The organism is Skermanella sp. TT6 (assembly GCF_016653635.2).
Taxonomy (GTDB): Bacteria; Pseudomonadota; Alphaproteobacteria; order Azospirillales; family Azospirillaceae; genus Skermanella; species Skermanella cutis.
The window spans coordinates 309,172-329,041 of the sequence record NZ_CP067420.1; the positions used below are offsets into that span (position 1 = coordinate 309,172).

At 68.6% G+C, this 19,870-nt stretch carries 19 protein-coding genes; 10 read left to right on the top strand and 9 right to left on the bottom strand.

Annotated elements, in window-relative coordinates:
- The first annotated feature begins 28 nt into the window (after positions 1–28).
- Positions 29–1,207 carry a glycosyltransferase gene (locus IGS68_RS01475; protein ID WP_201076794.1) on the top strand — a complete coding sequence of 393 codons (1,179 nt, stop codon included), beginning with the start codon at positions 29–31 and terminating at the stop codon, positions 1,205–1,207.
- An 18-nt stretch (positions 1,208–1,225) separates the two neighbouring features.
- On the opposite strand, the gene IGS68_RS01480 is transcribed toward IGS68_RS01475, so the two are convergent.
- The 4 genes from IGS68_RS01480 to IGS68_RS01495 form a co-directional block, all read right to left on the bottom strand.
- Positions 1,226–2,194 (bottom strand): autotransporter outer membrane beta-barrel domain-containing protein, encoded by a 969-nt coding sequence (locus IGS68_RS01480; RefSeq protein ID WP_201076795.1) that lies wholly within the window; start codon positions 2,192–2,194, stop codon positions 1,226–1,228.
- Between the two features lie 63 nt (positions 2,195–2,257).
- Complete coding sequence (locus IGS68_RS01485; RefSeq protein ID WP_201076796.1) at positions 2,258–3,937, bottom strand: glycoside hydrolase family 17 protein; 1,680 nt, start codon at positions 3,935–3,937, stop codon at positions 2,258–2,260.
- Positions 3,938–4,026: 89 nt separating this feature from the next.
- Complete coding sequence (locus tag IGS68_RS01490; protein WP_201076797.1) at positions 4,027–4,842, bottom strand: TylF/MycF/NovP-related O-methyltransferase; 816 nt, start codon at positions 4,840–4,842, stop codon at positions 4,027–4,029.
- A gap of 265 nt (positions 4,843–5,107) precedes the next feature.
- Positions 5,108–6,565 carry a helix-turn-helix domain-containing protein gene (locus tag IGS68_RS01495; RefSeq protein ID WP_247881121.1) on the bottom strand — a complete coding sequence of 486 codons (1,458 nt, stop codon included), beginning with the start codon at positions 6,563–6,565 and terminating at the stop codon, positions 5,108–5,110.
- Positions 6,566–6,789: 224 nt separating this feature from the next.
- Here IGS68_RS01495 and aceA point away from each other — a divergent pair, with 224 nt between their 5' ends.
- The 4 genes from aceA to IGS68_RS01515 all read left to right on the top strand — a co-directional run bounded on the left by aceA (position 6,790) and on the right by IGS68_RS01515 (position 10,848).
- Positions 6,790–8,079, top strand: a complete 1,290-nt coding sequence (gene aceA, locus IGS68_RS01500) for an isocitrate lyase (protein ID WP_201076798.1) — start codon at positions 6,790–6,792, stop codon at positions 8,077–8,079.
- 74 nt (positions 8,080–8,153) lie between these two features.
- Positions 8,154–8,348, top strand: coding sequence for a DUF4170 domain-containing protein (locus IGS68_RS01505; RefSeq protein ID WP_201076799.1), 195 nt, complete (start codon positions 8,154–8,156; stop codon positions 8,346–8,348).
- 581 nt (positions 8,349–8,929) lie between these two features.
- A complete protein-coding gene (locus IGS68_RS01510) occupies positions 8,930–9,493 on the top strand; it encodes a DJ-1/PfpI family protein (protein ID WP_201076800.1) in 564 nt (187 codons plus the stop codon).
- A gap of 197 nt (positions 9,494–9,690) precedes the next feature.
- Complete coding sequence (locus tag IGS68_RS01515) at positions 9,691–10,848, top strand: DUF1207 domain-containing protein (protein WP_201076802.1); 1,158 nt, start codon at positions 9,691–9,693, stop codon at positions 10,846–10,848.
- Between the two features lie 113 nt (positions 10,849–10,961).
- On the opposite strand, the gene kynA is transcribed toward IGS68_RS01515, so the two are convergent.
- Positions 10,962–11,798, bottom strand: coding sequence for a tryptophan 2,3-dioxygenase (kynA, locus tag IGS68_RS01520; protein ID WP_201076803.1), 837 nt, complete (start codon positions 11,796–11,798; stop codon positions 10,962–10,964).
- A gap of 23 nt (positions 11,799–11,821) precedes the next feature.
- The gene (kynU, locus tag IGS68_RS01525) at positions 11,822–13,063 is read right to left on the bottom strand and encodes a kynureninase (protein WP_371821871.1); all 1,242 of its coding nucleotides are present in this window, start codon (positions 13,061–13,063) and stop codon (positions 11,822–11,824) included.
- Between the two features lie 167 nt (positions 13,064–13,230).
- On the opposite strand from kynU, the gene IGS68_RS01530 reads away from it, so the two are divergent.
- From IGS68_RS01530 to IGS68_RS01550, 5 genes are all read left to right on the top strand, one after another.
- Positions 13,231–13,623, top strand: coding sequence for a group III truncated hemoglobin (locus IGS68_RS01530; protein WP_201076804.1), 393 nt, complete (start codon positions 13,231–13,233; stop codon positions 13,621–13,623).
- A gap of 164 nt (positions 13,624–13,787) precedes the next feature.
- Entirely contained in the window at positions 13,788–14,072 is a 285-nt protein-coding gene (locus IGS68_RS01535; protein ID WP_201076805.1) for a PepSY domain-containing protein, read from the top strand.
- Positions 14,072–14,644 (top strand): cytochrome b/b6 domain-containing protein, encoded by a 573-nt coding sequence (locus IGS68_RS01540; RefSeq protein WP_247881122.1) that lies wholly within the window; start codon positions 14,072–14,074, stop codon positions 14,642–14,644. The genes IGS68_RS01535 and IGS68_RS01540 overlap by 1 nt, the downstream gene beginning before the upstream one ends.
- 8 nt (positions 14,645–14,652) lie before the next feature.
- Positions 14,653–15,333, top strand: a complete 681-nt coding sequence (locus IGS68_RS01545; protein ID WP_201076806.1) for a response regulator — start codon at positions 14,653–14,655, stop codon at positions 15,331–15,333.
- Complete coding sequence (locus IGS68_RS01550) at positions 15,330–16,718, top strand: sensor histidine kinase (RefSeq protein WP_201076807.1); 1,389 nt, start codon at positions 15,330–15,332, stop codon at positions 16,716–16,718. The genes IGS68_RS01545 and IGS68_RS01550 overlap by 4 nt, the downstream gene beginning before the upstream one ends.
- Here IGS68_RS01550 and IGS68_RS01555 read toward each other — a convergent pair.
- From IGS68_RS01555 to IGS68_RS01565, 3 genes are all read right to left on the bottom strand, one after another.
- Positions 16,684–17,787 (bottom strand): COX15/CtaA family protein, encoded by a 1,104-nt coding sequence (locus IGS68_RS01555; RefSeq protein WP_371821872.1) that lies wholly within the window; start codon positions 17,785–17,787, stop codon positions 16,684–16,686. The genes IGS68_RS01550 and IGS68_RS01555 overlap by 35 nt on opposite strands.
- Before the next feature lie 137 nt (positions 17,788–17,924).
- On the bottom strand, positions 17,925–18,377 hold the full coding sequence (locus IGS68_RS01560; RefSeq protein WP_201076809.1) for a CBS domain-containing protein: 453 nt from the start codon (positions 18,375–18,377) through the stop codon (positions 17,925–17,927).
- Between the two features lie 149 nt (positions 18,378–18,526).
- Positions 18,527–19,858, bottom strand: coding sequence for an HlyC/CorC family transporter (locus tag IGS68_RS01565; RefSeq protein WP_201076810.1), 1,332 nt, complete (start codon positions 19,856–19,858; stop codon positions 18,527–18,529).
- Positions 19,859–19,870: the final 12 nt, after the last annotated feature.

Here is a 19,870-nt window from a genome sequence, read left to right on the forward strand (position 1 = left end):
TGCGGATCGGCCGAACGGGAACCGGGAGATGAAGCGACTGACCTGCACCGTGATCATTCCCACCTTCAACCGGGCGGGCTACATCGCGGATGCGATCGACAGCATTCTGGGGCAGACCAGGGCGCCGGACCAGGTCATCGTGGTCGACGACGGCTCGACCGACGATACCCTGGCGGTGCTGGCGGCCTATTCGGGCCGGATCGAGGTCGTCTCCAAGCCGAACGGCGGCAAGTCGACGGCCATCAACAGGGCGATGCCGCTGGCCCGGGGCGACTGCATCTGGGTCTTCGACGACGACGACGTGGCGCTGCCCGACGCGCTGGCGCGCCACCTGACCGCCCTGGAGCGGAACCCCGAAGCCGGGTTCACCTACAGCGCGGTCCAGGTGGGGCGTTCCGGACCCGACGGCCGGATCGCCGTCCAGTACGAGGCGAGGCTCTGGCCGGCGGAGCCGGACGAGTTCCTGATCCGGATGATGGAGCACTGCTTCGTCTACGGCCAGCCGGCGGTCGTCGCCCGGAAGGAGTGCCTGGTGCGGGTCGGCCTGTTCGACGAACGGCTGGTCCGGTGCCAGGACTACGACATCATGCTGAAGCTGGCGCGCCACTATCCGCCGGCGCGGATCGAGGAGCCGACCTTCATCCAGCGCCGGCACCCGGGGACCCGCGGCACCCTGGCCCAGTCGCTCAGCGGCGCGGACCCTTCCGTGGCCTGGAGCCGCTACAACAGGATCTTCATCTCGGAACTGCTGGACGGGCTTCCGCTGGACCGTTACGTCCCGAAGTCCTGGGCCTACGGCGAGCAGACCGCCCGGATCCAGCGCTTCGCGATCGCGACGCGGCACGTCGTTCCGGACAGCGCCGGGCGGGACCTGGCCTGGATCGTCGCGAACGGCGGTGACCTGACGGCGGCCGAGCGCCGCATCCTGATCGGCGCGCTGACCCATTTCACCGCGCTGCGCGAGATCGGCACCGACGAATGCCGCCGGCTCGCGCGGGCGTGCAAGGGGCGGATCGGCCGGCAGATCCGGGTTTCGCTGGCCAAGGGGCTGATCTACGAGGCGATGGCGGCCTTCCGGAAGCGGCGTTTCTCCGAGGTCCGCGCCCTGATGCCGCGGATCGTCGCCCTGGTCGGCATGGCCGGGGCCGCGGAGCTGCTGCGCGAGAAGCTGGGGCGGACGCCCCGGCGCCTGTCTCCCTCGCCCTGACGGACGGAGAAGGGTCCGTCAGAACTTGACCTTCAGCGCCGCCCGCAGGGTGTGGGTGCGGGCCTGGGTGGTGGAATGGTCGATCGTCAGGATGCCGCCGTCGCGGTGGTGGGCGGTGAGGCCGAAGCGGATGCTGGTCTCGGTCGGCTGCACGGCCTCGTCCGCCAGTTCGTGGACATGCTCGATGCCGGCCCGCGGCATCAGCGTGCCCCACAGGTAGTCGATCCGGTAGCTGGCCTGCAGCCCGACGGTCCCGGTCGCGACCTCGCTGTCGGCGCCGGAGTCGCCGCCCTCGGCAGCGGCATAGTTGAAGCGGGTGGTGGCGGCGAGGATCAGGCCGCCGTCCAGCCGGAGCTCGTTGCGGAGGCCCAGGCCGCCGAACATCAGGTCGGCCCCTCCGGTCGCGAAGGACAGGTCGCCGGTCCCGGCGATCGCGTCGAGCGTCAGGCCGGGCTTCACCATATGGGCGCCGTAGACGGCGAGGCTGCGGCCCGACAGCTTCTCCGCCGTGGCGACGTAGCCGCCGGCGACGCCGATCGAGCTGTGGTCGCCGACCTGCATGTCCGCCCCCGCCGTCAGGCCGGGCGTCTCCAGCATGGTGCCGCCGCGCTCGTGCCGGCCGGCCTTCTTCGCGAGGCGCGCGCTGCCGCTGAAGAAGGTGCCGACCGGGCCGGTGCGGGAATCCTTCAGGGCCGGCGGCATGAAGCGCGAGAAGGCGCGCAGCGGCACCTGCTTCTCGTCCAGTTCCAGCCGGAGCCGTTCGGCGCGGTTGCCGCCGTTGGGCGCGCCGCCGGCATGGGATGCGTGGAGATCGTTCAGGCGGTTGATCACGGCGCGGGTCTGTTGTCCGGCCGCGATCACGGCGTTGTTCAGATCGGCCGGATCCAGGACGGGGTCGGCCCGGGACGATGCCGAACAACCCAGGGCGAAGGCGACGACGCCGGCCAGCAGCCGCGCAGGATATTTGGTACTAACTCGATGAGGCATCCCGGCCCCCTCCCTACTCCCAAAGTTCGGAGCACAGGGTGGGCGGGCCGGGTTTTCATATGGTTAACGAGATGCTGATAAAATGCCTTTGGTTGACGAAAGCTTGCCACGGGCTGCCGCGATTGCAGCCGCGTACGGTATGGCGGTAAGCACCAGGAGCCCCGCCCAGGCCATCGCCTCCGTGTTGACGGTGCCTTCCCGAATCACGATGCCCGCCGCGCCGAGCGGCAGGAGCACGGCCAGGGCGAGCGCCGCCCGCCCGGCCAGGACCGACGGGACGACCGCCGCGGAGGCGCCAGCCAGGGCGCCCCGCACCGTCAGGGAGTTCAGCCCGCCGCCCTGGAGGGCGAGGCGGACCAGCCCCAGCGCCGGCAGGGCCAGGCCGGGCACCAGGTAGTCGGGAACGGGGAAGTCGCGGTAGCGCCCGTCGAAGATCAGCAGCGCGGTCGCGACGACCGCCACGGCCGCCAGGGTCCAGGCCGCTGCGGCGCCGGCGCCGGCCAGCATCCCGGCCTTGCCGCCCCGCGGATCGGCCAGGAGGCGGGCCGCCGAGTCGAGGATCGCCGCGGCCAGGACGACCTCCAGCGCGCACAGCAGGGCGGCGCGGACCGTTTCGAACGGGTAATAGGTCTGGGTCCAGGCGACGTGCCCGGCCAGGACCAGGGCGCTCGCCATGCCCTGGGCCAGGATCGCCAGGACCAGCGCGCGGCCGGGCCGCAGGGAGCCGGCGAGCCCCGGCACCGCCGCCGCGGCGGCCAGCACGGCGGCGACGGCCAGGCCGCTCGACAGCGCGAAGTGGCGCATCCAGTCCGGATTCTCGACGACCGGCCCGGCGAGCGAGAACTTGCGGTCGCGGTCGGTGGAGAACAGGCCCCAATTGGCGCCGACGGTGCCCTCGTTGGCAGATTTCCAGCCCTGGTCGAAGGCCTCGACGATGTTGTACTGGAAGCCCTCCCGCTCGGCCATGCGGACGAACAGGTTGACGAACCGGGCCTTGTTGACCAGCCCGGTCTCGGCCGGGCCGCGGGTCCGGCCGGCGGTCGGCCAGCCGACCTCGCCGACCAGGATCGGCTTGCCGGGGAAACGCTCGTGGATCTCGCGGTAGGCTTCGAGGATGCGTTCCTCGGCGCCCTCGACGCCGGCCGGGACGTCCTCCCAGTAGGGCAGCAGGTGGATGGTGATGAAGTCCACCTCGTCCGCTACCTGCGGATATTTCAGCCACCATTCCCAGACGTCGGCGTAGGTCACGGGCTGCTTCACCTGCGCCTTGACCCGGCGGATATAGTCCACGAGCTGATCGACGGTGCGGTCGCCGCGCAGAAGCACCTCGTTGCCGACGATCACGCGGTCGATCACGTCGGGATACTCGTTGGCGAGGCGGATCTGGGCGGCGACCTCCTCCTCGTTCAGGTCGGTCTTGGGTCCGATCCAGGAGCCCTGCATCACCTTGAGCCCGTACTTGCGGGCAAGCGGCGGGACGTTCTCCAGCCCTTCGCGGCTGGTGTAGGTCCGGACCGCCATGACCTCGTCCTCCAGCAGGCGGAGATCCTCCTCGATCTGGGCCGGCGTCGGATAGACCATGGTCAGCGGGCTCTGCCCGTCGCGGAACGGCGCGAAGGACACGCTTTGCAGCTTGCCGCCGGGAGGCGGCTCGAGCGGTTGGGGACGATTGGGGAGCGCCCACAGGGCGAAGTTGCCCAGGACGGCGACGGCCAGGACGGCCAGTAGGACGGGGACACGCATGGCGGCGATATCTACACGAAATCGCCGCCACCCGGCATTGAAAAACGGCCCCGTCCGGCACCGGTCCCGGCGCGGGCCCCGGCCTGCCGTCAGGCGTGCGGCCGGGCCTTGTTCCGGGTCAGCAGGAACACGGCCGAATTCTCGTCATAGGCCGGCAGCTGGATCGTCGTGATGTCCGGATTGCGGCGCAGGAACTCGTCGAAGGCGCGCTTCTCGCCCAGGTTCTGCTCCGCCAGGCCGCCGGCGTGCCAGTCGTCGAACAGGAAGACCGCGTGGTCGCCGATCAGGGGTTCGACGAAGGCCAGCGAATCGCGGGCCGAGGTGTAGATGTCGCAGTCGATCATGGCGATGCCGACATGGCGGATGCCGTGCCGCTCGACCAGGTCGGGGGTAAGCGTGTCCTTGAACCAGCCCTTGATCAGGAAGGTCTTGCTCCAGTCCACGCCGCGGCGGGTCAGCAGCTTGCGGGCGAACTCGATCGACGAGGCGAGCTGGCCGCTGCTCCAGAGCTGGTTGTCCTGGTGGTCGGTTTCCGGCGGCAGTCCCTCGAAGCTGTCGAAGCCGAACTGGCGGACGCCTGGCGTGCCGGTCCGGACCAGCGCGTCGTGCATGCAGGCCATGGACGAGCCGTAGCAGACGCCGAATTCCATGTAGTCGCCGATCGGCTTGCCGCCGTTCAGGCCGCGCAGGCGCTCGACGGCGTCGACGAAGCTGGCGGTGAGCTTCCGTTCGGGCACGAGGCCCTGGCCGGCCAGCGCCCGCCGCTGGGTACGGACCCGGTACAGCCAGCGGTTCACCCTGCGGGAGGGCCCGAACAGGCCGAGCGCCATCAGCAGGCGATAGAAGGGCTTGTTGAAGCGGTCGGCACCGAGGGGCCGAGCGGCATGGCTGTCATTGACCGTCATCGGAGCCAGGTTCCTGCAATAGTTTCATCAAGCATCATGAACGGGTGAAGACCATATTGGATGCCTGTATGCCAGGATTTATATGTCGTGCCTCAAGAGAAGATGCAAAGTGGTTATTGACACCTCAAAGAAAAGATTGAATTTCGTGGAATACGGGCGGCTTTTCCGCCAAAAAACATCCATGTGCGACAAATTTGGTCGAAGTTTTGGGTCGATGACTGCACTTTGAAATGACACATTTACTCTTTCAACCTGTCGGCGTCCATCAAAGTTCCGTCTGCTGCCGGCCCGGCATGAAGAAGTAGGTGGACAGGCCGCGCTGGTTCTCGTCGATGATCAGGCGGTGGTTCAGCGGCGGGAAGGCGCGCTGGCTGCAGTCCAGGCGCGGGCACAGGCGGCAATTGACGCCGATCGGCGTCGCGGCGCCGACATTGTCCAGGTCCACCCCTTCGGCATAGACCAGCTGCCCGGCATGGGCGACGTCGCAGCCCAGCCCGATGGCGAACTGCTGGGGCGGGCTGCGCCAGCCGCCGCCGCTCTTGTCCACCGTGCGGGCGATGCTGAAATAGGTCGTGCCGTCCGGCATGCGGGCCAGCTGGGTCATGATCTGCCCCGGCGACCGGAAGGCGTCATGGACGTTCCAGCGCGGACAGGCGCCGCCGAACCGCGCGAAGTTCAGGCTGCCGGCGCTGAACCGCTTGCTGACGTTGCCCGCGTTGTCCACCCGGATCAGGAAGAAGGGCACGCCCTTGGCGCCGGGCCGCTGCAGCGTGGTCAGCCGGTGGCAGACCTGCTCGAAGCTGGCGTCGAACCGGTGGCCCAGGATCTCGATGTCGTACCGGACCGACCGGGCCGCCTCGATGAAGCGGTCGTAGGGCATCAGGACGGCGCCGGCGAAATAGTTGGACAGCCCGATGCGGGTCAGCCGCCGCGCCTCGTCGCCCGAGAGGGACGTTCCGGCGGCGAGCCGGTCCAGCAGGTCGCGGTGGTGGAGCAGGGCGATCTGGCAGGCGAGCTGGAAATTGCGGCCGCTCGGCGGCAGCATCTCCGACAGCAGGATGCGCCGGCTGTGGCGGTCGAACCGGCGCAGGCCGGTGCCCATCACGTCCATCGGCATCAGCTTGACGCGCACGCCGTGGGCGCGGCTGAGGAAGTCGGTCAGGCCGCGGTAGAGGTCGCCGCTCTCCGCCTTCAGGTCGCGCCACAGCTCCTCCGCGGCGCTTTCCAGCTCGGGGAAATGGTTGCCCTGGGCATGGAAGAAGTCGCGGACCTCCTCCACCGGGAAGGCCGCGGCCTGGACGACCTGGAGCTTGTCGCGGTCCGCCACCCGTCCGGCCAGCGCCTCGATGTCCTCGCGCGATTCGCGGTAGGCCTGGTAGAGCGTGACGACAGCCTGGCCCAGGGTCGGGGCGACCGCGGCCAGCTCGCGGAAATCGGAATTCTTGACGTCGCTGCCGGCGAACAGCGGGTCGGCGAACACCTCGCGCAGCCCCGCGATCAGCCGGCTCTCCTCGTCCTCGGCGAAGGCCTGGAGGTCGATCTCGAAGGCCTGTCCCAGCTTCAGCAGGAGCTGGACCGTCACCGGGCGCTGGTTGTGCTCGATCAGGTTGAGGTAGCTGGCCGAGATGCCGAGCTGCTCCGCCATCTGCGCCTGGGTCAGGTTGTGGTCGCGCCGCAGCCGGCGGACCTTGTGGCCCAGCATCGCCTTCTTGTCCGCTCCCACAGCCTGTCTCCGCCTTCGCCGCAGTGCCGCAAAATTTACAAGCTTTACGGATTTACAGCAAGCCGGAAACTAGCCTTTACAGGATTACCCTTTTACAATCAGCCACTTATTGCCCATGGAGCGTTATGACGGTACCTGTAGTTCATCGCTGCACCGCACCTTGGAAAGCGGTCCAGGCCCGGGGCGCCGGCCCCGGAGAACGGTACAAGAAGGAGAACGCGACCATGGCACCGCTCGACCACAGCACCGGCTTCAACGCCGTCGAAGAGATCCACGCCAAGCGCTGGGACGGCATCAAGCGCGACTACACCATGGAGGACGTCGCCCGGCTGAGCGGCTCGGTCCGGATCGAGTACACCCTGGCCGAGCTGGGCGCGCGGCGCCTGTGGGAGCTGCTGCACACCCGCCCCTACGTCCATTCGCTGGGCGCCTTCACCGGCAACCAGGCCATGCAGATGGTCAAGGCCGGGCTGGAGGCCATCTACCTCTCCGGCTGGCAGGTCGCGGCCGACGCCAACCTGGCCGGATCCATGTACCCGGACCAGAGCCTCTACCCGGCCAACTCCGTCCCGTCGGTGGTCAAGCGGATCAACAACGCGCTCCAGCGCGCCGACCAGATCCACCACATGGAAGGCAAGTCCGGCACCTACTGGTTCGCGCCGATCATCGCCGACGCCGAGGCCGGCTTCGGCGGGCCGCTGAACGCCTTCGAGCTGATGAAGGCCATGATCGAGGCTGGTGCGGCCGGAGTCCATTTCGAGGACCAGCTCGCGTCGGAGAAGAAGTGCGGCCATCTCGGCGGCAAGGTGCTGCTGCCGATCCAGCAGTTCGTGCGGACGCTCAACGCCGCCCGCATGGGCGCCGACGTCTGCGGCACCTCGACCCTGCTGATGGCGCGCACCGACGCGGAGAGCGCGCAGCTGATCACGTCCGACATCGACGAGCGCGACCACCCCTTCATCGACCGCGAGGACCGTACGCCGGAAGGCTTCTACCGCATCAGGAAGGGCGTCGGCGTCGATTACTGCATCGCCCGCGGCCTGGCCTACGCGCCCTATGCCGATCTGCTGTGGTGGGAAACCAGCAAGCCCAACCTGGAGGACGCCCGCCGGTTCGCCGAGGCGATCCACAAGGAGTTCCCGGGCAAGATGCTGGCCTACAACTGCTCGCCCAGCTTCAACTGGAAGGCCAACCTGGACGACGCCACGATCGCCCGCTTCCAGCAGGAGATCGGCGCCATGGGCTACAAGTACCAGTTCGTCACGCTGGCGGGCTTCCACAGCCTCAACTATGCCACCTTCGACCTGGCGCGCGGCTACAAGGAGCGCGGCATGGCGGCCTATTCCGAACTCCAGCAGAAGGAGTTCGCGGCCGAGAAGGACGGCTTCACCGCGGTCAAGCACCAGCGCGAGGTCGGCACCGGCTATTTCGACGCGGTCAGCGTCGCGGTGTCGGGCGGCAAGTCCTCGACCACCGCGATGAAGGACAGCACCGAGAGCGACCAGTTCCACTGATCCGCTCCGCCCGGAGCGCATCACCGGACTTAACCCTGAGTGACTTCAACCCTACGAGAACGATGGAGAGTGTCATGGGAAGCAACAATCGTTTCTGGGTCGTCGGCGGCGAGTACAAGGACACCCGGTTCTCCGAGGTGAAGGACGGCACCCAGAAGATGTTCGGTCCGTTCGACAGCTACGAGAAGGCCCGGTCCAAGTGGCAGGCCCAGGCGGAGGCGACCCGCAGCAACTGCCACATGCGCTTCACCATCGCGCAGGAAGGCTGACGGCGCGGCGGCGCCGTTCCCATCCCAGTGTTGGAGCAGACTGGCGGCGGTGAGATCCCTCACCGCCGCCTTTTTTCATCCGGCCCCGTCTCCGCGCGCCCCGCGGCTCTCCGGCCGCCGTCCTCCAGGCCTGCGCGGGGCGCGTACCTCGTATGTGCGAAATCATGCCGCCCGACCCGCCAATCACCGGGTCCGGAGCGGATGAGTTGATCATGGCGGGATTGCGCCACTACCGGCCGGGCGGCGGCCGGTAGCCATCGGTTGCGCTGCGGAATTAAACATTGACTTGGCGCATGAAAGCCGCCACTTAACCTTCATGCTTCGAAAAGCTTGACGGTGCCTTTGCGCCCCGGCTACGGTCGCGCCCCTTCCGGGACAGACCGTCTCACAGGCATCTGCATCTCGCGCGTTGGCCGAGCCCGCTTCGGATCAGTTCAGGTCGGGGATCGGTGGATCGAGCCGCTTCACGGCGGACCTCGCTGCGATTTCTACAGTTGCCGACGTGGTTCGCCGGGTTGTCGCAGCCGCGGCGGGCCGAAGCGTCCGACGTCACACGACACAACCAATGGAGGATTGCTTTGATGGATCAGCCGCTCGCGGGTAAGACCATCGCCATCCTGGTGGCTAACGGTTTCGAAGAAACCGAAATGACCGAGCCCCAGCGCGCCCTGCTCAAGACCGGTGCCAGCCTCAAGGTGATTTCGCCTGAGCAGGGTCTGGTGAACGGTTGGCACGGCAAGGCCTGGGGGCATTATTTCCCGGTCGATCAGCAGATCGCCGAGGTCCTGGCGGCCGATTTCGACATGCTGATCCTGCCCGGCGGCGAGCGCAGCGTCGCGAAGCTGGCCGGAAATCCGCATGTCCGCCGGATCATCGGCAGCTTCATGGACGGCGGCAAGCCGGTCGCGGCGATCGACGACGGCGTCAGCCTCCTGGCCGTGGCCCAGAAGGTCAAGGGCCGCACCGTCACCGCCTCGGAGACGGTCCGCGAGTCCCTGGAAGCCGCCGGCGCCGTGTGGAGCGAGGAGCCGATCACCCTCGACAAGGCCCTGGTCACCGCCGACGGCCTCGACAGCCTGCCGGCGTTCGTCGACCAGCTCGTCAAGTCGTTCACGGACGCCGCCCAGGTCAAGAAGGCCGCCTGACGGCCTTCCCAACCTTTCCGACGTTCGTTCGAAAGCGCCGCATCCTCCGGATCGCGGCGTTTTTCGTTTCTTCCCGGCCCTGGCGGTGACTTTTCCGGAGACGAGGGAGCCAAGGAGCGGTGTCGAGCGTTTCCACGCCGCAGCCTCCTTTCCGCCGTGGTGAAAGGCGGCTCGTCGAAGCCGGAGAAGAAAAACCCGTGATTCCGTCCCAAATCCGACGCCATGGACTGGCGTCCGCCCTCTGCCTTGCCGCCTTGTCCGGAGTCGCCGGCGGAAATCCGGCATTCGCCCAGGCGCCCGACGACACCTTCATCGCCGGCTATGCCGCCGCGATCGTCCAGCGCGAATTCGGTCTGGCCGCGTCCAAGGTCACGGTATCGGGCGGCGTGGTCCAGGTCGATGCCGAGACCCTCGCCTCCTCCACGGGTCCGCGCCTGCGGAGCGCCCTGTCGGAAATCCCCGGCGTCACCGAAGTCCGGGTGCGCGAGGCGGCCGTGCCGCCCGTGCCCGCGCCGGGACCCGTGCTGGCACAGCCTCCGGCCGACGCTGCCGGCGTCCCGGCCACCGCGATCGTGGCGCAGGGCGCGGAGATCCTGCCGCGCAACAACCTGTTCGAACCGCTGGTCGCCGATCCCCGCTGGCCGCGTTTCTCGGCCAGCTACCGGTACTACCTGGACGATCCGGACGTGGAGCATGCCGGCGCGGTCAGCTTCGGCGAGACCTTCGCCCTGTACCGCAACAGCCTGTTCGGCGGTCGCTGGGAAGTGGGCTTCCAGGCCAGCGTCTTCTCGGTCTTCGACCTCAACAGCGACAGCATGGACCTGGTCAACGCCGACTATTGGGTCGGCATCCCGGTGTCGTGGCGGCGGGGCGACTTCTCGGTGCTCGGGCGCATCTTCCACCAGAGCTCCCATCTGGGCGACGAGTACCTGCTGCGCGAGGAGATCGACCGGTCCCGCCGCATCAACCTGAGCTACGAGGCGGTCGAGGGGCTGGCCTCCTACGATATCGGCGACGAGTTCCGGGTCTATGGCGGGGTCAGCTACCTGTTCGACCAGGAACCGTCGGACCTGGAGCCCTGGGCCGCCCAGGCCGGCCTGGAGTACGAGAGCCGCGACACCTACGCCGGCGGACTGCTCCGCCCGGTCGCCGCGGCCGACATGAAGTTCCGCGAGGAGGCCGACTGGGACATGGACCTGTCCCTGCAGGCGGGCTTCCAGCTCGAAAGCACCCTGCTGACGCCCCGTCGCATCCGGTTGCTGGCGGAATACTACAACGGCTCGAACCCCAACGGGCAGTTCTACTCCCGCAAGTTGGAGTATATCGGGTTCGGCATCAACGTCCAGCTCGACTGACGTTCGGATTTGGGCCACAGATGCACGCAGATAAACACAGATTTCTTTGGAAATAAGCTCTCGCAGCCCGCAGAGGATCGGGCATTCGGGAGCCCATCTGTGTTCATCTGCGGCTAATTCAATTCGGTCCGCACTTCCCACAGTTCCGGGAAGAACGTCATGTCGAGGGCGCGGCGGAGATAGCCGACGCCGGCGGTGCCGCCGGTGCCGCGCTTGAAGCCGATGATCCGCTTGACCGTGGTCATGTGCCGGAACCGCCATTGCTGGAACCAGTCCTCCAGGTCGACCAGTTCCTCGCCCAGCTGGTAGAGGTCCCAATGCCGCCGGGTGTCGCGGTAGATCTCCAGCCAGGCCGACAGCACGGTGGGATCGCTGCGGTGGGGGGTGGAGAGGTCCCGGTCCAGGACCTCCCGGGATATGGCAAAGCCGCGCCGGGCCAGCAGGCGGACGGTGGCGTCGTACAGGCTGGGGCCTTCCAGGGCCGCCTTGAGGCCGGCATGAAGGTCCTCGCGGTGGCGATGGGGCGCCAGCATCGAGGCGCGCTTGTTGCCCAGCAGGAATTCCATCATGCGGTACTGGTGCGACTGGAAACCCGAGGACTGGCCGAGCCGGTCTCGGAACTTCAGGTAGTCGGCCGGGGTCAGGGTGGACAGGATGTCCCAGGACTGGATCAGCTGGCTCTGGATCCGCGAGACCCGCGCGAGGTTCTTGAAGGCCGGCTGGAGGTCGTCGCGCTCCAGCCCGGCGATGGTGGCCCGAAGCTCGTGGATCGCCAGCTTCAGCCATAGCTCGGTCGCCTGGTGGATGACGATGAACAGCATCTCGTCATGCTCTTCGGACACCGGCTGCTGGCAGGCCAGCAGCGGATCGAGCCTGAGATAGTCGCCGTAGCTCATGGCGCCGCTGAAATCGGTGTGGGCGCCCGATTCCCCGTGGTCGAGGTCTTCCATGAGGATCTCTCCTTGCCTTCGATTCAGGTGACCGCGGCGCGGCGGTGGAATTCCGGGTGGTCCCATTCGCCGCTCTCCATCACGGCGCGCAGATGCTCGACCGCCCGCCAGACGTCGGCATAGCCGACATAGAGCGGCGCGAAGCCGAAACGCAGGATGTCGGGTGCCCGGAAGTCGCCGATCACGCCGCGTCGGATCAGGGCCTGCACGATGGCGTAGCCCTGCGCGTGGGCGAAGCAGACCTGGCTGCCGCGCCCCGCGGGATCGGCCGGGGAGGCGAGGCGGAAGCCGTGGGCGCCGCAGCGGGCGGAAACCAGGTCGGCGAACAGGGTGCCGAGCGCCATGGACTTGGCGCGGAGCGCCGCCATGTCCGCCTCCAGCATCAGGTCCACCCCGACCTCCAGTGCCGCCAGGCTGATCACCGGCGGCGTGCCGACCAGCATCCGGTCCAGGCCGTCGGCGGGGCGGTAGTTCCCGTCGAAGGCGAAGGGGGCGGCGTGGCCCATCCAGCCCGACAGCGGCGGGGTCAGGGTGTCGTGGTGGCGGGCGGCGGCGAACAGGAAGGACGGCGCGCCGGGGCCGCCGTTCAGGTACTTGTAGCCGCAGCCGACCGCGAAATCGGCGTCGCAGCCGTCGAGGTCGACCGGCACGGCGCCGGCGCTGTGGGCGAGGTCCCACAATGTCAGAGCGCCGGCGGCCCGCGCCCGCCGGGTCACCTCGGCCATGTCGTGGATCCGGCCGCTGCGATAGTTCACGTGGGTCAGGGAAACCAGCGCCACGTCACCGTCGATCGCGTCCGCCAGCCCGTCAGGACCGGCCAGCCGCAGCTCGTGCCCCTGGCCGAGAAGGTCGACCAAGCCCTGCGCGATATAGAGGTCGGTCGGGAAATTGTCGGGTTCCGACAGGATGACCCGGCGGTCGGGACGGAGCCGCAGGGCCGCCGCCATCAGCTTGAACAGGTTGACCGAGGTCGAATCGGCGACCCTGACCTCGCCGGGGGCGGCGCCTACCAGCCGCGCGATCTTGTCGCCGACGCGCCGGGGCAGGTCGATCCAGTGATGGGCGGTCCAGCTGCCGATCAGGTCGCGGCCCCATTCGGCCTCGACCACCGAGGCGACCCGCGCCGCCGTCGCCCGGGGAAGCGCCCCCAGCGAGTTGCCGTCCAGATAGATGACGCCGTCGGGCAGGGCGAAGCGGTCGCGGAACCGGGCCAGCGGGTCGGCGGCGTCCAGGGCCCGGCAGGCGGCGACATCCATCTCCGGCATCGGCTTGCTTCCCTTCCGTCGTTTCCAGGCGTTGACGGCACACTGCACGATCCCGAAGGCGGAAACCAGGGGGGCGACCTAGCGACGCAGAAAGATGCTTTGAATGTACATGTTATCTGCCGAGGGCTAGGATCGGAACAGACCCAAGACCGGAGCCGGAGAAAGCCATGAGGTTCGACAGCATCACCGAAGAGACCATCGTCACCCTGGTGCACCGCTTCTACGAGCGTATCCGCGACGACGCGGAACTCGGCCCGGTGTTCGAGCGGGTCGTGGACGGCCATTGGGACCGGCACCTGGGGACGATGGTCCGGTTCTGGTCCTCGGTCATGCTGAAGACCGGGACCTACCACGGCAGCCCGATGCAGGCCCACATGCGCATCCCCGGCATGGAGGCGGGCCTGTTCGCCCGGTGGCTGTCCCTGTTCGAGGAGACCGCCGCCGAGCTGTTCGAGCCGCCCCAGGCCGAGCGCTTCCTGGAGCGGGCGAGGCGCATCGCGGAGAGCCTGCAACTGGGCCTGTTCTTCCGGCCGGGCGCCGCGGCGGCCCTTTCCGCCTGAAGGCCCGGTTTCGTCAGATTGCCGTCAGGCGGGGCGCCTAGGGTCTCCTTCGTCGATCAACGGCGCGGACCGTCCCGGTCCGCCGTCAACGGCGCGGACCGTCCCGGTCCGCCGTCAACGGCGCGGACCGTCCCGGTCCGCCGTCAACGGAAGGAGACAGCGTCATGAAGAAGCCCGTCCTGCTTGGTACCGTATCGCTCACCCTGGCCCTGCTCGCCGGTTCCGCGCTGGCCGGTCCGACCTGCACCAGGGAGTCCCGGGACAAGTGGATTCCCGAAGCGGACATGAAGCAGAAGATCGCCGAGATGGGTTACCGGGACATCCGGACCTTCAAGACCACCAGCGGCAACTGCTACGAGATCTATGGCTACGACAAGGACGGCCGCAAGGCCGAGGTCTATTTCGATCCGGTCGACGCCAGGATCGTCAAGGCGGAGGTCGACGACTGATGACGGGAACGGGCATCGGCGGCGGCATGGCCGGCGGAACGGCCGGCGGCACCCGCCACGGGTCGGTCATGGTCTGGGATCCGGTCGTCCGCCTCTTCCACTGGGTGGTCGTGGCGGGATGCGTCGCCAACCTCTTCATCGTCGAGGACGGCGGGCAAGCCCATGAGATCATCGGCTACGCGGTCGCGGCGGTCCTGGCCGTCCGGATCGCGTGGGGATTCGTCGGGACGCGCTACGCCCGCTTTTCCGACTTCGTGCCGACGCCGGCCCGGTTGGTCCGGTACGTCTCGCTCCTGCTCCGTAGGCGCGAACCCCGGCGGTTCGGCCACAATCCGGCCGCCGCGGTCATGATGATCACGCTGATGGTGCTGCTCGCGGCCGTCAGCGTCACCGGCTGGATGGCGACGCTCGACGCTTTCTGGGGCGTCGAGTGGGTCGAGGAGCTTCACGAGGGCACGGCGGACGCGATATTCTGGCTGGCCCTGATCCATGCCTCGGCGGCGATCTATGAAAGCGTGCGGCATCGGGAGAACCTGATCGGGGCGATGGTCACCGGCCGGAAACGGGTCTGAGTGTCGGCATGAGGCTGCTGCTCGTCGAGGACAACGAAAGGCTCGCCGGCCTGATGGCCGGCGGGCTCGCCCGCGCCGGATTCGCGGTGGACGCCTTCGGGTCCCTGGAGGAGGCGGATGCCGCCGTCGCCGCCGCGGACTACGACCTGATCCTGCTCGACCTGGGACTGCCGGACGGGGACGGGCTGGCCTGGCTGAAGGCTTTCCGGAGCCGCAGCCGGAGCATCCCGGTGCTGGTCGCGACGGCGCGGGGCGGCCTGGGCGACCGGGTGTCGGGGCTGGACACCGGAGCGGACGACTATCTGGTCAAGCCGTTCGAGATGGACGAACTGCTGGCTCGCTGCCGGGCGCTGCTGCGCCGTCCCGGCTCCTGCCTGGCCACGGTCCTGACGGCGGGCAACGTGGCCTTCGATACCGTGTCGCGCAGGATCAGCGTCGGCGGACGGGCGATCGACGCGCCGCGCCGGGAACTCGACCTGATGGAGATCCTGCTGCGCCGTGTCGGGCAGGTGGTGACGCGCCCGGTCCTGGAGGAAAGCCTCTACGGATTCAACGACGAGGTGACGCCGAACGCGCTGGAGGCCCACGTCTCGCGGCTGCGGCGGCGGCTTGCCGAGGCCGGGGCGGACGCCGTGATCCATACCGTGCGGGGGGTGGGTTACCTGCTTCGGACCGCGGAGGCGGCGTGATCCGCCGGACCGGCCCCGAGGCGCGGCGGCAGCGGCGATCGGTGGCGCACCTGATCACCGTACGCCTGGTCCTGGTCGCGAGCCTCGTCATGGCTGCCCAGGTGGTCCTTGTCGCCTTCCATTACGGGCTGGACGGCAGCCAGCTCGGGGTGCGGGCCGCCGCGAGCGAGGCAGAGCGGCTTGCCGCCCATGTCGCGGCGGGCGCCGACGGCCGCCCGGCGCTCGACCTGCCGGAGGAGCATGCCGAACGCTACCGGCGCCATCCCGGCGCCTACGGGTTCCGCATCGTCGATGGCCGGGGCAACGTCATCGCCGGCATGAACGGCGGCCTGTTCACGGTTCCGCTGCCGGATCCCGCCGCCGCGCCCGATCTTTTCTGGCGCATCGTTCCCGACGGCCGGGGCGAGGTCCGCATCCTGGCGCAGCGCTTCGACGCGATCGAAATCGGTTTGCTGGTCTGCGTCGCGATCGCCGCCGATCCGGACCATATCGCCTGGGGCGTGCTGGCGCACGAGGTGATGGACCATGTGGCGATCCCGATGGTGCCGCTGGCCCTGCTGCTGCTGGCCGTCAACGTGTTCGCGGTCCGGCGAACCCTGCTGCCGCTGGATCGGGCCGCCGGGCAGGCCAGGAAGCTCGACGTGCGGCGCGGCGGCCTTCGCCTGGATGCGGGCGAGGATCTGCCGCGGGAGGTGCACGCGCTGGTCAGCGCGGTCAACGCGGCCTTGGGGAGGGCCGACGAGGTCCTTCGCTTCCAGCGCGACTTCACCGCCAACGTGGCCCATGAACTGCGAACGCCGCTTGCCGTCCTTCTCCTGGAGCTGGACGGGATCGGGGGAGCGGCCGCGGCGGCGGCCAAGCGGGACGTGCAGGCGATGTCCCGGCTGGTCGACCAACTCCTGCGGGTGGCCCAGCTGGAAGGGCTGGCCGCCGAACCGCCCGCCTCGGTCGATCTGGCCGAGGTCGGGCGCGAGACGGTCCGGCGCCTGGCCCCGCTGGCGGTCGACCAGGGCAGGGAACTGGAGTTCCAGGACGACGGCGGCGCCGCCGTCGCGGGGCATCGCGATGCTATCGCGGGTGCGCTGCGGAACCTGGTGGAGAATGCCCTCCGGGCGACGCCGCGCGGAACCGCCGTCACCGTGGTCGCCGGCCCGGGGGCGGTGATCGAGGTCCGCGACCGGGGGCCGGGTATCGAGCCGGCCCTGCGCGACGATCTGTTCGACCGCTTCACGCAAGGCGACAGGCGGACCCGCGGCGGCGCCGGCCTGGGTTTGGCGATCGTGGCCAAGGCGATGGAGATCCATGCCGGCGGCGTCACGGTCGCTGGGCGGGCCGGCGGCGGAAGCTGCGTCAGGCTGCTCTTTCCGGAGCCCCCGCCGCCCTGACTTCGTAGCGGAACCAGACCAGCAGGCCGATCAGGGTCAGGGCGCCGGCCTGGTGGATCGCGGCGACCGGGATCGCGACGACGGTCAGCAGGGTGGCGATGCCGAGAGCGATCTGGAGCAGCATCATCGCGCCGGCGGCATAGGCCAGCCTGTGGCCGCGCGGGCCCAGGTCGGCCCGGACCGCGCGCCAGGACAGGGCCAGCACCACGACGCCGGTGACGATGGCGAGCCAGCGGTGGGTGAACTGGACCGCCGCGTGGTTCTCCACCAGGTTCAGCGGAGCCGGGTCGAGGAACCACATGTCGGACGGCACGAGCTGCCCGCCCATCAGCGGGAAGGTGTTGTAGATCATCCCGGCGTCCAGCCCGGCGACGAAGGCGCCCCAGGCGACCGTGACCGCGACGAAGCCCAGGGCCAGTTCGGCATGGCGCCTGAGGGACGGCGCCGCGGCGCTGCGGCCGGACCGCGGCTTCGGGTCGAGCAGACCCAGGGCCACCCACAGCATCAGCGCGAAGATCAGGAAGGCGAGCCCGAGATGGAGCGCCAGGCGGTAGTGGCTGACCGACGGCCGGTCGACCAGGCCGCTGACCACCATGAACCAGCCGATCCCGCCCTGCAGGCCGCCCAGCACGAAAAGCCCGACCAGCTTGGGCATCAGGCCCTTGGGGATGCGCTTCGTCGCCCAGAACCACAGGAAGGGCAGCAGGAAGGCGAAGCCGATCAGCTGGCCCCACAGGCGGTGGAACCATTCCCAGAAGAAGATCAGCTTGAACTCGTCCAGCGACATGCCGGCATTCACGTAACGGTATTCCGGCGTCGCCCGGTACAGGTCGAACACGCGGTTCCACTCGCCTTCCGACAGCGGCGGCAGCATGCCGATCAGCGGTTTCCACTCGACCATGGACAGGCCCGACTCGGTCAGCCGGGTGATGGCGCCGATCACCGCCATGGCGAACACCATGCCGCAGCAGAACAGCAGCCAGACCGCGATGGCCCGGGCGTGCCGGGCTTCCGCGGGCACCGCCGCGGCGGGCGCCGCATGCCGGGGCGCCGGATATGTTAGGGACAAGGCTCCAACCCAATCTGATTATTTCAGGATGCTCCGCACCACCGCTCTATGTGGCGCGCGGCGGCGCCGCGTCAAACATCCTGGGGAATGCCGCATGCGGCCGGAAGTCGCATGCGGCATCCCGCAGCACCCCGTGATCAGGCGCCGATCGAGTAATCCTGCCCGAAGATGAACGAATCGCGTTCCTTGATCTCCTGCTCGAGCTGGGCATGGACGGCCGCGTACAGGTCGCGGATGGAGACGATGCCGACCACGGCCCCGTCGCGGAGGACGGGCAGGTGGCGGTAGTTGTGCTTGCGCATCAAATCGAGCGCCTCGATCGCCATGGCGTCGGGCGGCAGGGTGTCCGGGCCGGCGGTCATCACCTGGCCCAGGGCGGTGGTCTTGGGGTCGAGGTCCTGGGCCACGACGCGGGTGACCAGGTCGCGTTCGGTGAAGATCCCCTTCAGGCCGTCCCCTTCCATCACCAGCACCGCGCCGACCCGGCGTTCGGCCATCGCCTTGACCGCCGCGCCGACCATGTCATCGGGCTTGAATGAAATGACTTCCTGTTCCCGCACCACGTCCGGGACCAATTTACGCTTCGGCATTATCCCTATCCCTCTCCACCTGCGGACGGAACTGTCCAGGCCCGGGGCTCTCCGCCAGAACCCCGGACGGAAAGTTGCAATCGACCAGACGCAATCTTGTATAAGATTTTTCGCGTAATTGCGATTTTGGCAGGATCGTGCGTGGATGGTCAAGCCGAAGCGGAAGCGTCCCCGCGGTCGCGCGTCGTGTCGTCGCCGTCTCCGGAGTCGGCCGGCGGAGTGATGCGCAGCGCCGTGATCTGGTTGCGCTGGCGGCGCAGCACCTCGAAGCGGAAGCCGTAGAAGCTGAAGGTCTGGCCGACCTCCGGGATGCGCCGCGCCTCGTACAGGACCAGTCCGGCGATGGTCGAGGCCTCCTCGTCGGGCAGCCGCCACTCGAATTCGCGGTTGAGGTCGCGGATGGTCACCCAGCCGTCCACGATGTAGGTGCCGTTGGGCTGGGGCCGCACGCCGGCCACGGCGATATCGTGCTCGTCGGAGATGTCGCCGACGATCTCCTCCAGGATGTCCTCCAGGGTCACGATTCCCATCAGGGAGCCGTACTCGTCCACGACCAGCGCGAAATGCTCCCGCCGGCGGCGGAACTCCTGGAGCTGGTCGAACAGGGTCGTGGTGTCGGGAATGAACCAGGGATCGGCGGCGATGGCGCCGATGTCCAGCTTCTCCAGGTCGCCGCCGTTCGCCTGCACCTCGCGCAGCAGCGCCTTGGCGTGCAGGACGCCGACGATGTTGTCGGGATCGTCGCGCCACAGCGGCAGGCGGGTGAAGGGGCTCTCCAGCACCTCCTGGACGATCCGCGCCGGCGGCTGGCCGGCGTCGATCGTCACCAGGTTGCGCCGGTGGGTCATGATCTCCATCACCTCGACGTCGGCAAGGTCGAGGATCGAGCGCAGCATGGCGCGCTCGTGCCGGACCTCCTCCTCGTCGCCGGGGTCCTCGCCCCGGTGCAGCTCGATGGCGCCCCGCAGCTCGTCGATGTTGGACTGCACGCCGACATTCTCGATGCTCGAGCCGAAGGCCCGCAGCACCGCGCTGACCAGCACGTTGACCGCCGCCGTGACCGGCGAGAACACCATCACCAGGAACCGCACCGGCCGGCCGACGAACAGCGCCGTCCGCTCGGCGTGGCGCAGGGCATAGGTCTTGGGCAGCACCTCGGAGAAGATCAGCACCATCAGCGTCATGCCGAGCGTGGCATAGGCCACGCCGGCATCGCCGACGAGCTGGATCAGGACGCTGGTCGCCAGCGACGAGGCCAGGATATTGACCGTGTTGTTGCCGAGCAGCAGCCCGCCGATCAGCTTCTCCTTGTCGTCGCGCAGCCGGTTGACGACGGAGGCGCGGCGGTCGCCCTCGTGTTCGAGCTGGTGCATCCGCGCCTTGGACGCGGCGGTCAGCGCCGTCTCGGACCCGGAGAAGAAGGCCGACATCACCAGCAGGGCGAGGATCGCTCCGACCGTGATCCAGAGCGTCAGGTCCATGGTTTCAAAGGC

What these genes read in the sequence shown, in the direction of transcription:
- IGS68_RS01565 (WP_201076810.1), bottom strand. Translation starts at nt 19,858, where the DNA reads ATGGACCTGACGCTCTGGATCACGGTCGGAGCGATCCTCGCCCTGCTG.
- IGS68_RS01480 (WP_201076795.1), bottom strand. Translation starts at nt 2,194, where the DNA reads ATGCCTCATCGAGTTAGTACCAAATATCCTGCGCGGCTGCTGGCCGGC.
- aceA (WP_201076798.1), top strand. Translation starts at nt 6,790, where the DNA reads ATGGCACCGCTCGACCACAGCACCGGCTTCAACGCCGTCGAAGAGATC.
- kynU (WP_371821871.1), bottom strand. Translation starts at nt 13,063, where the DNA reads ATGCCGGAGATGGATGTCGCCGCCTGCCGGGCCCTGGACGCCGCCGAC.
- IGS68_RS01510 (WP_201076800.1), top strand. Translation starts at nt 8,930, where the DNA reads ATGGATCAGCCGCTCGCGGGTAAGACCATCGCCATCCTGGTGGCTAAC.
- IGS68_RS01560 (WP_201076809.1), bottom strand. Translation starts at nt 18,377, where the DNA reads ATGCCGAAGCGTAAATTGGTCCCGGACGTGGTGCGGGAACAGGAAGTC.
- IGS68_RS01545 (WP_201076806.1), top strand. Translation starts at nt 14,653, where the DNA reads ATGAGGCTGCTGCTCGTCGAGGACAACGAAAGGCTCGCCGGCCTGATG.
- IGS68_RS01505 (WP_201076799.1), top strand. Translation starts at nt 8,154, where the DNA reads ATGGGAAGCAACAATCGTTTCTGGGTCGTCGGCGGCGAGTACAAGGAC.
- IGS68_RS01475 (WP_201076794.1), top strand. Translation starts at nt 29, where the DNA reads ATGAAGCGACTGACCTGCACCGTGATCATTCCCACCTTCAACCGGGCG.
- IGS68_RS01535 (WP_201076805.1), top strand. Translation starts at nt 13,788, where the DNA reads ATGAAGAAGCCCGTCCTGCTTGGTACCGTATCGCTCACCCTGGCCCTG.
- IGS68_RS01540 (WP_247881122.1), top strand. Translation starts at nt 14,072, where the DNA reads ATGACGGGAACGGGCATCGGCGGCGGCATGGCCGGCGGAACGGCCGGC.
- IGS68_RS01485 (WP_201076796.1), bottom strand. Translation starts at nt 3,937, where the DNA reads ATGCGTGTCCCCGTCCTACTGGCCGTCCTGGCCGTCGCCGTCCTGGGC.
- kynA (WP_201076803.1), bottom strand. Translation starts at nt 11,798, where the DNA reads ATGGAAGACCTCGACCACGGGGAATCGGGCGCCCACACCGATTTCAGC.
- IGS68_RS01490 (WP_201076797.1), bottom strand. Translation starts at nt 4,842, where the DNA reads ATGACGGTCAATGACAGCCATGCCGCTCGGCCCCTCGGTGCCGACCGC.
- IGS68_RS01530 (WP_201076804.1), top strand. Translation starts at nt 13,231, where the DNA reads ATGAGGTTCGACAGCATCACCGAAGAGACCATCGTCACCCTGGTGCAC.